The sequence below is a fragment of the Notoacmeibacter marinus genome (assembly GCF_002238045.1).
In the GTDB taxonomy this organism is placed as follows: Bacteria; Pseudomonadota; Alphaproteobacteria; order Rhizobiales; family Rhizobiaceae; genus Notoacmeibacter; species Notoacmeibacter marinus.
The window spans coordinates 853,899-867,425 of sequence record NZ_NBYO01000001.1 but is presented as its reverse complement, the minus strand read 5'-3'; the positions used below and the strand labels follow the sequence as shown (position 1 = coordinate 867,425).

Below are 13,527 nucleotides of genomic sequence, written 5' to 3'. Positions count from 1 at the left end.
CGTAATGTACCCTGAACTGAAGCTCTACATCGCAGGCGAATGGCGCGGCTCGGCTACGGATATGCCGGTGGTCAATCCGGCGACCGAGGCTGTGATCGGCCGTTTGCCATGTGCGCAGACGAGCGATCTGGACGACGCGCTGACCGCCGCGCAGGCGGGCCTTCGGATATGGAGCCGGACGTCGCCGCGAGATCGCGCCGACATCATTCTACGCGCCGCCCGGCTGATGCGCGAACGCCAGGAGACTATCGCCCAGGCCATCACGCTCGAACAGGGAAAGCCGCTCGCACAGGCCCGGCTCGAAGTTATTCGCGGCGCAGAGTTCTTCGAATGGGACGCCGGCGAGGCGATGCGCACATATGGCCGGATCATTCCCGCCCCGAAGGGGCAGAAATTTGCCGTTCATCACCAGCCTATCGGCGTTGTCGCGGCTTTCGCGCCATGGAACTTTCCCATGAGCCAGCCCGCCCGGAAGATCGGCGGCGCCTTGGCGGCGGGCTGCTCCGTCATTCTGAAAGCGGCCGAAGAGACCCCCGCCGGGGCTATTCACATCGCCAAAGCCTTTGAGGATGCCGGTTTGCCACGCGGCGTTCTGAACCTCGTCTTCGGCGATCCGGCGGCGATATCCGCCCATCTCATTCCGCAGGACCCCGTCCGTCTCGTCGCCTTTACCGGTTCGACCGCCATCGGGCGGCATCTGACGACGATGGCCTCCGAAAATATGACATCGGTTCTGATGGAGCTTGGCGGACATGCGCCGGTCATCGTCTGCGAGGATGCCGGCGCGCAGGACGCAGGCCAGGCTGGCGCAGTTCGCAAGATGCGCAATGCCGGACAGGTCTGCACCTCGCCGACCCGCTTCTTCGTTCATGAAAGCCTGTTCGATACGTTCGCTTCGGCCTTCGTTTCCCGCGCGGCCGCGACGGTTGTCGGCAACGGTCTGGATGAAGGAGTCGAGATGGGTCCGCTGGCCAATAGCCGGCGGCTGCCCGCTCTGACCGAGCTTATCGAGGATGCGCGGCAGAAGGGCGCGACTATCGCCACCGGCGGCGCGCGGCATGGCAATGAGGGCTACTTCCTTCAGCCCACGGTCGTGCTGAACGCGCCGGACGATGCGCGGATCATGCAGGAAGAGCCGTTCGGCCCGTTGGCGGTCATCAATTCGGTTCGGTCTCTGGACGATGCGATCGAGAAGGCCAATTCGGTTCCTTACGGTCTTGCCGGCTACGCATTCACCAATCGCGCCGACTATATCGACCGTCTGGTGGACGAAGTCGAAGTCGGCAACCTGTCGATCAACACGCTGGAAGCATCCATGCCGGAAACACCGTTCGGTGGGGTGAAGTCAAGCGGTTACGGGCGCGAAGGCGGCTCCGAAGGACTGGACAATTATATGACCGTCAAGCACGTCTGGTACTGCGCGGCATAAGCTGAATCGGCTCGGATCATGCTGCGGGCGCGGCTTTCCCGCCGCTAAAGAGAGCCTGCCCTGGCCAAACAGTACGCCGCAGATCGCCACGGCGATGCCGACGTTCCAGAAAGCTGAGGCGGGCTTTTTGCGCCGCTGCCGAAATCGAATATTCTAGAAGAACAGCCACGATGATCCGCGCGATAGTCCCAAACAGCATGGTCCAGCTGGTTGTCTCCAAAAGAGATGCTGTCTTTGTATCTTTCCTGCCGTCATCGCGGGGGTAAAGCTCTTTCTTGTCCTCGAAGGATGGGCCGGGGCTTTAAACGTCTCCTCTGTCACGGTTACAGCTTGAATGCCTGTTTCGCCGCTTTAATTCGTCATCTATTCCATTGGTGTCGGGTGCGATAGAAGAGGCGGCTCGTGTCAAACCACTCATCGAATAGCCCTATCGGGGCGACGGGGCTGCCATCGTCCGGGCACGCCATCAGCCCGTATCTCCTCGAAGGCCGTTCGCACGGACAATTGACGGATGAGGAAAAGGCGATCCTCTCCGATCTGGTCTTCGAGAAGCGAGAGATCGAAGCCCGCTCGACTATCGTCCGGCGCAATGAGGAACTGGACATTTCGCTTCTGTGCATGAGCGGAATCGTCAGCCGCCAGCGCGATGACCGGAAAGGACGCCGACAGCTCCTGTCATTGCATTTCCCCGGCGACTTTCTCGACCTTCACGCTTATCCGCTGAAATATCTCGATCACGATGTCGGCGCGCTCAGCGATGTCACGCTGGCCGTTTTCAAACATGCCGACCTTCGCCAGCTTCAATACGACCATCCCGACCTTACGCGGAAGCTCTGGTTCGCCACCCTTCTGGACGCGGCCGTTCACCGCCAGTGGATCTGGCGGATCGGCACACTGCGCGCCGTGGCGCGCGTTGCGCATTTCTTCGCCGAATGCCACGCACGGTTAGTCGGCATTGGCATTGCCGATAAGTCGACATTCGATCTGGCTCTCAAACAGACCGATATCGCTGAAGTGGTCGGCATCACGGCGATCCATACCAATCGCGTTCTGCGCGAACTGCGCGAGCGCGAAGTCGCCTATTTCAAGGACGGCACGGTCGAGATCGCCGATCTGAAGGAGCTTTGGAAACTTGCCGAGTTCGAGCCGTCCTACCTCTATCTGGACGATCAGGCGCTGGCACGAATCTGGAGCGGCGAGGCGGTTTCGTAACGCCTTATTGCGCCGCGATGCCGTTTAGAACGGTTTCGTCGTCGTGCAATTGGCCGTCGCCCTGCCAAAGGCGGTCGATCAGCCGGTTGAGCCATTCAGCGCTGCGCTCGGCGGCATCGGCTGAAAACAGCTTCTTCTGCGCTTCGATGTCGGTCTGACGCGCCTTCTCCAGTGCCGCGAGCCACTGATCGGTGCTGCCAGGCCAGACCATGGCCGCCGCACCGGCTCCGAGGCGTTCGATCTGCTCGGCCTTGATCCGCTGCTCATCGAAATAGCGCCATTCTGGAATGCACAGAAAGGGCCGCCCGACCCGTGCGATCTCATGGACGGTGTTGTCGCCCGCCGATGCGATGACAATATCGGCGGCGGCAATGTAGTCGAGCGGCCGCTGTACCCAACCGCATTCCTGCAGATTGTGAAACTCGGTCTCATGGCCTTCGCGGCTGACCGGCCCGACCGTCAGCCAGAGCGCGTCCCGCCTGGCGCGGGCCGCCATGGTGAGTGGCGCCAACGGCGCGCCGGCTCCACCGCCGCCCGACAGGACGAGAACGATCTCCCGATCCTCCGCCAATCCTAAGGTCCGCCTCGCCTCCTTCTTCGCCGGTACGGCGTCGGTTGTGGTGCACAACCCACCCGAATAGAAGGTTCGCCGGTGGCATTCGCGGGGGTAGTCGGGCTGTTCCAATGCTTCCGCGTAAGGAGCGAACATCGCCACGCAGCAATCATAGGCGCCCAGATGACCCGCATCGTTCCGGTCGCCATGCATCCGCACCTTGACCGCCGGTATGCTCAGGATCCGGCAGAGCATGGCGATCTCCGCAGAGACGTCGATGAACATCAGCGCCGGATCCGCCTCCATCATCCATTTGGCCATGATGCCCATATGTTCGGTCTGGGCGCGGACGCCAAGCGGCGCGCAATGCATGATCCTCGGTGCGACCTGTTCGTGCAGCGCATGGGTGCGTGATGGCTGCGCGATCATCTCCGGCAGGCGAACGACGGACACATTGTCCTGCTCGAGCGAGATGATCGACGGATCGGCGGTGAAGATGGTGATCGGCCGGTCCGGCAGGTGCCGGATGATCGCCTCGCAGCGTTTGGCGTGGCCGCGCCCCTGATGATGGACGAAGAAGCCGATCGGCCTCCGATCGGCTATCTCGTTCGATGGCAGGGCATGGATGTCGGACGGCATGATGAAACTCGAAACAGGGAAATGTCCTGGGAGAGTCATCTAGAACGCAGCCTTGCCGAACAAAGCGCGAAGCGATCAATCTTTATCAAGTGAAGCCGCTTATTGGCCACGAGCCACAGGGTTCTAATTTCGCTGCGATGAAGCGGCTCTTTCCCCGATTGCCAGGCCGTTGCGCGGTGTGTTCCGCACCGAATGCAGCGCATCGTCCCGTTCAAGGCGGCTGGACGATATGCGACTTTTGCGGTGCGCGATGTAAGTCGGGCAGATGGGAGGCTGATACGGCGAACCGCGACCTTGGCGAAGCGGCTACGCTCGGACGGCGCGTTCTGCCGGAAGGACGGCTCGGAGACAGCTCGCATTATATGGATGCCTATACGGCGCGCATTGCGGCAAGCGAGCAGCATGTATGGCTGCGAACGAAGCACCGGCCATCCGGCCACGCCGACTATCGCCCGCCCGCCGAGATCATTCCGTTTCAACGGGTCCAGGCGGCGGAGGAGACGATTGCGCTTGTCATGCTCGCCCCGAGGGTCACATCCGATCTTCTCGTTCGCGTGCGGGATCTCCGTTTCTGTTTCGACCAGATCGTCATCGTTCTGGAGGATACGACCGCCGGCCCGGTCCGGCTGGCGGACGATGAAGCGATGACCGTTCTGGAGCGGCGCATCGATGGCGATTTTGCCGGTCAGCGCAATGCGGCACAGGCCATTGTTAAGACCGGCTGGGCTTTTCATCTCGACATAGACGAATGGCCGGATCACTCGCTTCTCGCAACGATGCGGCCGCTGGCGAAACTGGCCAGGCAGGACGGTATCGACGCAGTCGGCTTCCCACGGCGCAATCTTGTCGATGGACAGATGGCCAGCCTTTTCCCGGACACGCAGTACCGTCTGATCCGCAATCACGTCCGCTTCGTCGGAGCCGTCCACGAGCGGCCCGATGCCTGCAATGAATGGCCGCGCACGACGATTGCTCTGACCGGGGCGCTCGATCATTTCCTGAGCGGCGAACGGATCGAGGCGCGGCACCGGGCCTATGCGCAACTCGGCCAAAGCGCCGATCGCAATGCCGATCTCCTTGCTCTTCGCTTGCCGTTCTGGTCCACGGCCTGACCATGCGTGTCGCGCTTCTCAGTTGGGACTTCCCGCCGGAACCGACCGGCCTTGGCCGTGCGGCGAGCGAGATCGCACACGGGCTAGCCGGACATGGAGCGGAAGTGACCGTTTTTTCGGCAGACCGGTCTGGAACCGAAGAGACCGCATTCGGGCGGATGATCGGCTGCGCGCCTGCGAAAACGGGTTTACCGGCCTTCCTGCGAAAACGTGCGGCTATCGGCCATCTTGTCGCGCCGGCGGCGTTCGCATCGGCGTTTCGGCGGGCCCACAGGCAAACGCCGTTTGATGTGATCGAGGCGACCAACTGGTATGCGCCGGCGGCTTTTCTTACGGGCGGATCGGTGCCGTTACTGGTTCGCAATTCCACGCCGGCGGCCGATGCCTTCGAAGCGCAGCCTTCGCCGCGCAACAGGATCGACAATTGGTACGCGCACCGGCTGGAACGGCAGACGGCGCGGCGGTCCGATGCCCTTATCAGCAACACGAGGCCGCACCGGCAGACGATCGTCGACCTCTATGGCCTGCCGCCCGACGATCCGAACCATCGCGTGGTCGGCCTGTCGCTTGCCGACGACCTCATTGCCGAGGGCGCACGATCGAAGCCCGCACCGGACGCCGCCGCTCTGCTGTTCATCGGTCGGGCCGAACGCCGGAAGGGGTTCGATGCGTTGATGGCGGCCATGCCTCTGGCGAACCGGAAGCGCGCGGAGCGCGGCGAGCCGCCGCTCACGCTTCATCTGGTCGGGCTGAGCGACGATGAATGGCAACGTGTACGAGACGATCTGCCGGAAGACACGGCCAAACACATCGTCTGGCATGGCCGTGCGGACGACCGGACGATCCGCCGATTGCTGGGGTCGGTTGCCGCTGTGGTCGCGCCGTCGCGATACGAGAGTTACGGCATCGTCTATCGGGAAGCGGCTGCATTCGGTCGGCCCCTCATCGCCTGTCGCGAGGATCCTAGCGCACGGGCCTTCCTCGCAGCCGTGCCCTGCGGCGTCCTGGCCGAACGCTGTGACGACACCGCCCTTGCCGACGCCATTGTCACGGCGCTCGATCCCGCAAGACAGGCAGATTTTCGGGAAGCGGGAATCGATCACGCGGCGACTTTGACGCGCGAGGCTCTCGGCGCGGCCACGCTCGCAATCTACCGTTCGATGCTGGAGGATGGCGCGTAGATCAGCCGACCTGCGCTCGCCTGACGCGCGAACCATCGCCGTTCGGCGTCGAAATCATGACCGTTCCAGCCTTCGAATCCGAACCCATGAATGGTGACGGTCTGGTCGGGATGGGTCCTTTCCAGAATGGCGCTGACCAGCAGATAGCCGGAACTGGGAGCGGGGGAGTTGCGGCGAAGAGGCTCTATGCCGATGGCGGTGGCGGCCGAGATGAAACAGGTTGCCGGCAGCAACCGAACCCTCTTGCCACGATGCGAGAAGCGGCGAATGGCGCGTTCGGTCAGCGGCGGTCCGTCGAGCTCGGCCCATTCGCCAGCAGTCAGCGGCGGCACGACCGCATGGTCCTTGTCCGGATGGATGGGAAGAATGATGCGCTGCGCGGCGGCGAATGCAGGGCTTTGTTCAAGCGTGGCTTCATCGAGCCATTCGGCCATCGCCCCACCATAATTGACGACCACGAGGTCGCTTATACGATGGCCGGTCTGCCCACCGAACCCGAAAGCGTTGTTGAAGCGATAGATACGGTCGGCAGCGTCGATGAACTCACCTTCGCCGAAATCGTCGGGGCGGTTGCCGACAATCGCGATGGAACGAGCCGTATCCAGCTCGCAGAACGGATCGGCGTTCGGCCAGCATGTCGGCACATCGGACGGAACCCTCATGATCCGGCCGACCGCGCGGAGCCTTCGATCAGGCGCCGATACGCCGCCAGATAGTTTTCCGCCATGACGGGCGCGGTGAAGCGCTCTTCGAAACGCTTTCGGATCGTGGCGCGGTCGAGTTGCCGCGCCTTGCGAACGGCTTCGACCGCTTCGTCCACCGTCTCCACGACAAAACCGGTCACGCCGTCTTCCACGATTTCGGGCGCTGCGCCGTTCCGCCAGGCGATGACCGGCGTGCCGCAAGCCATGGCCTCGATCATGACCAGGCCGAACGGTTCCGGCCAGTCGATGGGAAACAGAAGAGCGGTCGCCCCACCGAGCAGCGCCTGCTTGCCGGTCTCGTTGACTGGTCCGACATAACGGATCGTCTCGGAAAGATGCGGCGTCACATGGCTTTCGAAATAGCTGGGATTGCCGACATCGACCGTGCCGGCAAGGTCGAGCGGAAGGCCTGCCGCCTGTGCGATCGCAATAGCCCGGTCGGGGCGCTTCTGGTCGGTCATGCGACCCAGAAAGGCAAGGCGCCCTTCTTCCGACGGTTCGAAGGCGAGGCGATTTCCTGGAATGCCGTGATGGACGAGGCCGGCGCGGTTGGATGGCGGCAACTGCCCCTGCTGGCTCTTCGAGATCGCAATCACGGCCAGATCGTCGAAATGGGAGAAATAGGCCTTCCGGTCCGCTTCGTCCGCACGCCAGTGGATCGTCATGCAGAGCTTGTGCCGATAAGGATGCAGAACCGCCGCGTGATAGAGTTCGGTGTGGCAGTGGATAATGTCGAATGCGTCGGCCATCGCCGCCACGCGATCGAGCATCACGCATTCCGCCGCGCTCGGCATGGAGGGCGGGGCATCGGGTATCGACGCGATCGCCGGGCCTTGGGGTATCAGTCGCGCATTCGTCTTCGACCCGTCCGCCGCGAAAAGCGTCACCTCATGGCCAAGATCGACAAGGGCGTTCGTCAGATCGTGGACGACCCGCTCGGTTCCACCGTGATCGATCGGCGGAACGGGAAACCAGAGGGGCGCAACCTGTGCGATCTTCATGACCGAATGATCCTAGCTGTAAAGTGTGCCATCGGGCGCGCAGCTCCTGGCAACCTCATCCGCCGTCGGCTGGCGCAGCCGGACGATCCGGTCGGTGGCGGTCGACCATTCGATCAATCCCTTTTCTGCGAACTGGCCGAGCCAGTAATCCATACACCACCGCCCGTGCTTCTCCCGGAACCGCTCCGCATTGGATAGGATGCTATCGAAATGCTGAAGCGGTGGAATATGGATTGGATGGTACTGATGATAGGCGCAGGCATTGGCCAGGCGGTAAAGAGGGATATCCGCCCGTTTTAGGCTCATCGCAAAATCAGTCTCCTCGCCGCCATAACCGTCGAAGCGCTCGTCGAATCCGCCAGCTCGGTCGAAAGCGGCATGGGTAAGCGCGAAAGAGAGTCCCCATAATTCGCCATGATCGGGCTCGATCACGTAATTGGCCGTAGGCGGTGCGGACTTGGCAACGTGGCGGGACGACAGGCGATCGAGCTTCGCCATGTCGAGCGGCTCTCCAGCTGGAGGAACGATTGCCAGATAGCGCACTTCACCCATGAAGCAGCCATCCTCCCGGCCAAGCGCTTGGCGGTAGCTCGCGACCAGGCTGGGTGAGGGGATGCAGTCAATATCGAGAAAGACAAGCAGATCGCCGGTTGCAGAAGCAGCGGCGTCGTTCCGCGCTTTGGCAAGCGGTAGAGAATCCTCCGCGCCCTCTACATCGACGATCCGGACCGGGGGCCCTTCATAGCCGCCGAGATCAATCGGGTCGGCGTCCATCCTGGCGATCACTACCTCGTCCGGCGCCACCTTCTGAGCTGCTACGCCCTTCAGCAGATTGGCCAGCTGCGCCCGGCGCCCGCGTACGAGCGTAAGAAGAGATAACACCGGCCGTAGCCTCCGAATTCGTTGTCAGTCTGGGTTGAGTGGCCATGTTCGGCAGCGAAGCGAGGCTGATCTCCATGCCCTCCACGATTGCGCCCGCATAATGCGCCTTGCAGAAGCGAATATGGGGTTGGCTCGTCAAATGGGCGATTTCCTGGTCGTGATTGCCGACGACCAGTCCGGTTCCCGCGGCCAGCAGCATATCGACATCGTTGCCGCTGTCGCCGGCGGCGAAGGTGGCGGCGTGGCCGATGCCGAACTGTCGGGCGAGCCAGCGCAGTGCTTTTCCCTTGCCTGCCCGCACCGGCAGGATGTCCAGATAACGCCCATGCGAATAAACGACGCTCGCGTTGAGCCCTTGCGCTTTCAGCCGTGCTCGCAGCGCGTCCACATCGTCAGCGGAAAAATCGGCGAAATAGCTAAGCTTGAAACGTCGCTGCTCCATCGGCCCCTGTGGCATCACGTCCGGTTGCCGCGTCATGAAGGCCGCGATGGCGGACCGATCCCAGTCCCGGTCGATATGGCGCGCGAAGGCGTCGTCGTGGCGAAGCAGCCAGGAGGCGCTCGTGGTGTAGTAGATCTCCGAGCCGACCGAGGTCACGAGAATTCGCGGGATGGGCGCGGCGATTTCCTTCAGAATGGCGAGCGCGGCGTGCAGCGACCGCCCCGTTGCGATTCCAAAAAGAATATCGGGCTGTCTTTCCAGAAAGCTCTGAAACCGTCCGAGCGCCGCGGTGCTGCCTGCCAGCGTGTTGTCGATATCCGATAGAAGAAAGATCTCACCCTGAAGCGGCGGGTCGCTGGCCCGAAGATGGTGGGCGGAAACGATAAGCCGTGCATCGTCCAGATAGTCGCGCGCGTGGCGGTCCCAGTCGTAATAACGAACCTTGCGCTGCCCGGTTTGCGCCAGCCTATCCCATTTCTCCGCGTTCTGCAGAAGATCGAGCGCGTCGCGCGCCAGATCGTCCGGCTTGTTCGGGTCGATGAGGACCCCATTGCCGCACCGCTCCAGAATGTCGTTCGGCCCGCCCTGATTGGTCGCCACCACCGGCAGGCCCGATGCCGCCGCTTCCAGAAGCGTCAAGCCGAAAGGCTCGTTCAGGGCCGGATTGACGAAGATGCCCCGCCGCTCCCGCGCCCAGGCGTAGATGTTCGGCACATCGCCCACGAGGTGCCGTTTCGGCAGGGCGACCTTGCCCCAAAGGTCGTAGCGGTCGATCCGAAGGATCAAATCCTCGATGACCTCGCGGTTCTCGTCTTCCAGCTCGGAAAGGTCGGTCCGTGTGCCCGCGACGATCACCAGATTGCAGGCGTTCTGAAGTTCGGGGCTATTGCCGTAGGCGTCGATCAGCGCGGAGAGGTTTTTCTTGCGCACGGGCCGGGCGATGGCAAGAAGGCAGGGCTTATCCGGCTCGCGCAAGAAGCGTTCGATGCCGCAGAAATGCCGAACGGGTTGCTCCGTATGCGCCTCAAATGCCGCAAGATCGCAACCGGGAGGATGCACGCGGATTCGCTCGGGCCGAACGCCGGAATAGAGACCGAGCTGGTTTTCCGCTTCGTCGCGGGACGATGTAATAACCAGGTCCGCTTTCTCCAGAACCTCGTTTTCGATCCGGGAGCGGCGGTCGATCGTTTCGATCACCGTCCGGCAAGCTGGCGAAGAGGGCTCGCCTTTCAGCGTCCCGCGTTTCACCTCGGCAAGCGAATGGGCGGTGAAGATGTAGGGAATACCGAAGGTTTTCTTGGCCGCGATGGCGAGGATGCCGGCGTCGGCGTAATGGGCGTGAATAAGATCGGGCTGTCTTTCCAGCCCTCGCAGATAATCGAGAAAGGCGGCCACCAGGCCTTCATGCCGCCGCCACAGTTCTTCCTTCGGCAAATAACGGTTGTCGCCATCGAAGAGGCGGACAAGATCGACGGCGCCCTGCTGTTCGGCTGGCCGGGCGTAGTCCGATCCGAGGTCGGGACGGTCGAAGCCGCGCGTCACGATGGTCTGCCGCCGGACGCGATCGTCGCCATCGAGCGCGCCAACCAGTTCCTGAAGATAACGAATATGGCCACCCGTATCGGACGTCACACCGTAATCGACGGTACCGAGGCGAAGGCAGCCCTGTAATGCGATATGCACAATGTCCATGGGCGATCGCAAGGACTGCGAAACAGACGCCATCAACTCTTGTCCCCTTTTGTTCCGTTCCACTGGTAAGAATAGGGGAGGCAGGAACGAGACAATTGCGGCTTGATATCAATTAATCGGAACCGTGCCGGTTCGAACGGTCAGGAGCGGGACGAACAGTCGGTCCTGCCCGAGTGCACCACAAGACCCTTGTCTTTGACTTCTGATGGCAGGCGGCGAGCCGGACAAACCGTTCAGTCGCCGGTCGCCAGCTTGCCGATAAGGGCGACAAGGCGCGCGGCGGCTTCTTCTGGGGAACCGGAATTGTCGATCTCGGTCGGCAATGGCAGGCCCGGTGCGCCCGCCCGGGGACGGCGCAGACGCGCCGCGATCATCTCGGCTGTCTCTCGTCCCCGTACCGCTAGCCGGCGGGCGAGAATTGCCGGATCGGCGGTGATCTCGACCACATGCAGAACTGGAAACGCCCTGGCAATAGCGGGCATGGCATGCCGCGATCCATTGACGACAGCAAGACCGCCGGCTTCGACATGGTCGCGAACGGAATTCGGAATGCCGTATGAGAGCCCGTGCGCCCGCCAGTGAACCGCAAACGCCCCATCGGCGAGCCGACGTTGGAATGTTGCCTGGTCGACGGCTTCGTGGTCTTCACCGCCGGCATCGGCGGGCCGCGTGATCGTGCGTCGCACGAACATGATATCGTGCCGATCGCCGAACGCTCGGCGCGCTTTTTCGATCAACGTATCCTTGCCGACGCCGCTCGGCCCGACAATCGGAATGAGGCATCCGCCAGCCCGTTCGGTTGTGCAGGGCGGCGGCGGCATCAAGCCACCCGAGCGCCCTGACGCCAGACGCTGCGCACCAAGGGCATGTCGCCTTCACCCGTGCGGCGCACCCGGATGAAATCGGCGCGCTTGCCAGGCTGCATTTCGCCTCGATCGTCAAGGCTGACGGCTCTGGCCGGCGTCGCCGTCACCAAGGCGATGGCGTCCGACAGCGCCATGCCGCGATCGTGCAGGACGAAGGGTGCGGTAATCAGGCTGATCGGCACGTAATCGGAAGACAGAACGTCGAGGACGCCCGCATCGGCAAGATCGGTTGCGGCGATATTGCCGGAATGGCTTTTGCCGCGCACCACATTGGGCGCACCCATCAAAACGCTCATCCCGGTCTCGTGAGAGGAGCGAGCCGCCTCAAGAGAGGTCGGAAATTCAGCCAGCCGCGTGCCGAGATCGCACGCTTCCGCCACATGTTCGGCGGTCGCATCGTCATGGCTCGCCAGGGTGATATTCCGCTCGGCGCAGCGCTCGGCGAGGATGCGCCGGTGTCGGTCGGCATGGGTCGCGGAATTGTGCCGCCGCTTTTCCACGAAGCGGTCGAACGCGTCGTCGCTCATACCCTTCTTGGTCTTATAATAGAGAATGTACTGCTCCATGGTCTGGAACTGCCGCTGGCCGGGCGCGTGATCCATCAGCGAGGCCAGGCGCACCATCGCCTCATGCTGAAACGGCTCGAAATGATCGAGCACGTCCGGGGCGGACACTTCGCAGCGCAGATGGATGTGGTGATCGGCACGCAGCCGTCCGTCCGTCTGTGCGCCCTTCAGCGCGTCCGCCATGGCGCGCATCTCGCCGACCTCGAAGCCGCCTTCCTCGTCGGAGCCGAGGCGCAGGCAGTCGAAGACGGTGGTGATGCCGGATGCGGCGACCTGCGCATCGTGGGCCTGGATCGCGGCGGTCCTGTCCCACCGCACACCGGGACGGGGCGAGTAGTGCCCCTCCAGATGGTCGGTGTGCAGTTCGATCAGGCCGGGCAGGAGATAATCGCCCTCGCAATCGATGCCCTTTTCGCTGCGTCCTTCGGCGATCTCGGCGATTGCGCCGTCACGCACGACGAGCGTGCCATGAACGACGGCGTCGCGGCGAATGATGGCCGCATTGGTGTAGATCTGTTCACCGGTCACGGTGCCTGTCTCCTTTTGGCTTCGCTGCCAAGCTTCATTTGTCTGACGACCTGGAAGGGCTGGTCCGGCGCCGGCTGCATGAAGATCGCCAGGTCTTCGAAGAGAACCGGCTCGGCGATGGAATTACCCAACCGCTCTTCCAACAGGGCACGCACCTCGTTGCGCAGCCCGGTGTCGTCGATCCGGTCGGTCAGCGTCATGTGAAAGCGAAATTCGTCCATCGTATAGGGATAGCCGTGGCGGTCCAGCATGGCGCGCTGGTTGTCCGTCAGGGCTTCGGGCTTGCGTCGCGCACGTTCGACCTCGGTCAGCGGCGCACGGAAATCGTCGAAGGTTTCCACGGCCTGGCGCGCGAGCCGGCTGAGCGCCGACAGCGAATTGACGGGCAACAAGGCCAGAAAATTACCGAGGGCCGCTACTTCCAGCGTGACCGCAAAACCCGAATGGCTTGCGCAGAAAGCGTCGAATGCATCGAACAGCGCGTCTTCCCTCTGCTGTTCGGAGAGGCGGAACGGCGCGACGATGGTGCCGTGAAAACCGTAGCGGCGAGGTTCCTGAGTCAGCGACCGCCATTCATCGACAGACAGAACGCCGCGCTCGTGCGGCATCCATTCGGTATCGGCGTCGTGCGAGAAGGCATCGCGGCCGAGCCAGTCCGATGCGGCGAGTGTCAGCGGATGGTTCCGCGGGGGCGTGAAATAAATCGCGTATCGCATGATA

At 62.7% G+C, this 13,527-nt stretch carries 12 protein-coding genes; 4 read left to right on the top strand and 8 right to left on the bottom strand.

What is annotated here, in order from left to right:
* Positions 1 to 4 precede the first annotated feature (4 nt).
* A complete protein-coding gene (locus B7H23_RS04030; RefSeq protein WP_094076063.1) occupies positions 5 to 1,429 on the top strand; it encodes an NAD-dependent succinate-semialdehyde dehydrogenase in 1,425 nt (474 codons plus the stop codon).
* A 504-nt stretch (positions 1,430 to 1,933) separates the two neighbouring features.
* Positions 1,934 to 2,641, top strand: coding sequence for a Crp/Fnr family transcriptional regulator (locus B7H23_RS04025; RefSeq protein WP_206608843.1), 708 nt, complete (start codon positions 1,934 to 1,936; stop codon positions 2,639 to 2,641).
* A gap of 4 nt (positions 2,642 to 2,645) precedes the next feature.
* On the opposite strand, the gene B7H23_RS04020 is transcribed toward B7H23_RS04025, so the two are convergent.
* Positions 2,646 to 3,833: a glycosyltransferase gene (locus B7H23_RS04020; protein ID WP_094076062.1), complete on the bottom strand. Its 1,188-nt coding sequence runs from the start codon at positions 3,831 to 3,833 to the stop codon at positions 2,646 to 2,648.
* Positions 3,834 to 4,195: 362 nt separating this feature from the next.
* Between B7H23_RS04020 and B7H23_RS15990 the strand changes: the two genes are divergently transcribed.
* Entirely contained in the window at positions 4,196 to 4,945 is a 750-nt protein-coding gene (locus B7H23_RS15990) for a glycosyltransferase family protein (protein WP_158215759.1), read from the top strand.
* Positions 4,946 to 4,947: 2 nt separating this feature from the next.
* Entirely contained in the window at positions 4,948 to 6,126 is a 1,179-nt protein-coding gene (locus tag B7H23_RS04015; RefSeq protein WP_158215758.1) for a glycosyltransferase family 4 protein, read from the top strand.
* On the opposite strand, the gene B7H23_RS04010 is transcribed toward B7H23_RS04015, so the two are convergent.
* The 7 genes from B7H23_RS04010 to B7H23_RS03980 form a co-directional block, all read right to left on the bottom strand.
* Positions 6,096 to 6,788 carry a hypothetical protein gene (locus B7H23_RS04010; protein ID WP_094076060.1) on the bottom strand — a complete coding sequence of 231 codons (693 nt, stop codon included), beginning with the start codon at positions 6,786 to 6,788 and terminating at the stop codon, positions 6,096 to 6,098. The two genes, B7H23_RS04015 and B7H23_RS04010, sit on opposite strands and share 31 nt — an antisense overlap.
* Positions 6,785 to 7,831 (bottom strand): glycosyltransferase family 4 protein, encoded by a 1,047-nt coding sequence (locus B7H23_RS04005; RefSeq protein ID WP_094076059.1) that lies wholly within the window; start codon positions 7,829 to 7,831, stop codon positions 6,785 to 6,787. The genes B7H23_RS04010 and B7H23_RS04005 overlap by 4 nt, the downstream gene beginning before the upstream one ends.
* A gap of 12 nt (positions 7,832 to 7,843) precedes the next feature.
* Entirely contained in the window at positions 7,844 to 8,617 is a 774-nt protein-coding gene (locus B7H23_RS04000; RefSeq protein ID WP_206608842.1) for a galactosyltransferase-related protein, read from the bottom strand.
* Positions 8,586 to 10,880, bottom strand: coding sequence for an HAD-IIB family hydrolase (locus B7H23_RS03995; protein ID WP_094076057.1), 2,295 nt, complete (start codon positions 10,878 to 10,880; stop codon positions 8,586 to 8,588). Before B7H23_RS03995 ends, B7H23_RS04000 begins: the two co-directional genes overlap by 32 nt.
* Before the next feature lie 200 nt (positions 10,881 to 11,080).
* Positions 11,081 to 11,668 carry a phosphonate metabolism protein/1,5-bisphosphokinase (PRPP-forming) PhnN gene (phnN, locus tag B7H23_RS03990; RefSeq protein WP_094076056.1) on the bottom strand — a complete coding sequence of 196 codons (588 nt, stop codon included), beginning with the start codon at positions 11,666 to 11,668 and terminating at the stop codon, positions 11,081 to 11,083.
* Positions 11,668 to 12,807, bottom strand: a complete 1,140-nt coding sequence (locus B7H23_RS03985) for an alpha-D-ribose 1-methylphosphonate 5-triphosphate diphosphatase (protein ID WP_094076055.1) — start codon at positions 12,805 to 12,807, stop codon at positions 11,668 to 11,670. Before B7H23_RS03985 ends, phnN begins: the two co-directional genes overlap by 1 nt.
* A complete protein-coding gene (locus B7H23_RS03980; RefSeq protein ID WP_094076054.1) occupies positions 12,804 to 13,523 on the bottom strand; it encodes a DUF1045 domain-containing protein in 720 nt (239 codons plus the stop codon). The genes B7H23_RS03985 and B7H23_RS03980 overlap by 4 nt, the downstream gene beginning before the upstream one ends.
* Positions 13,524 to 13,527: the final 4 nt, after the last annotated feature.

Bases quoted from the DNA above. Each gene is read 5' to 3' on its own strand.
- phnN (WP_094076056.1), bottom strand. From the start codon at position 11,668: ATGCCGCCGCCGCCCTGCACAACCGAACGGGCTGGCGGATGCCTCATT.
- B7H23_RS03995 (WP_094076057.1), bottom strand. From the start codon at position 10,880: ATGGCGTCTGTTTCGCAGTCCTTGCGATCGCCCATGGACATTGTGCAT.
- B7H23_RS04020 (WP_094076062.1), bottom strand. From the start codon at position 3,833: ATGCCGTCCGACATCCATGCCCTGCCATCGAACGAGATAGCCGATCGG.
- B7H23_RS04030 (WP_094076063.1), top strand. From the start codon at position 5: ATGTACCCTGAACTGAAGCTCTACATCGCAGGCGAATGGCGCGGCTCG.
- B7H23_RS15990 (WP_158215759.1), top strand. From the start codon at position 4,196: ATGGATGCCTATACGGCGCGCATTGCGGCAAGCGAGCAGCATGTATGG.
- B7H23_RS04005 (WP_094076059.1), bottom strand. From the start codon at position 7,831: ATGAAGATCGCACAGGTTGCGCCCCTCTGGTTTCCCGTTCCGCCGATC.
- B7H23_RS03980 (WP_094076054.1), bottom strand. From the start codon at position 13,523: ATGCGATACGCGATTTATTTCACGCCCCCGCGGAACCATCCGCTGACA.
- B7H23_RS04015 (WP_158215758.1), top strand. From the start codon at position 4,948: ATGCGTGTCGCGCTTCTCAGTTGGGACTTCCCGCCGGAACCGACCGGC.
- B7H23_RS04010 (WP_094076060.1), bottom strand. From the start codon at position 6,788: ATGAGGGTTCCGTCCGATGTGCCGACATGCTGGCCGAACGCCGATCCG.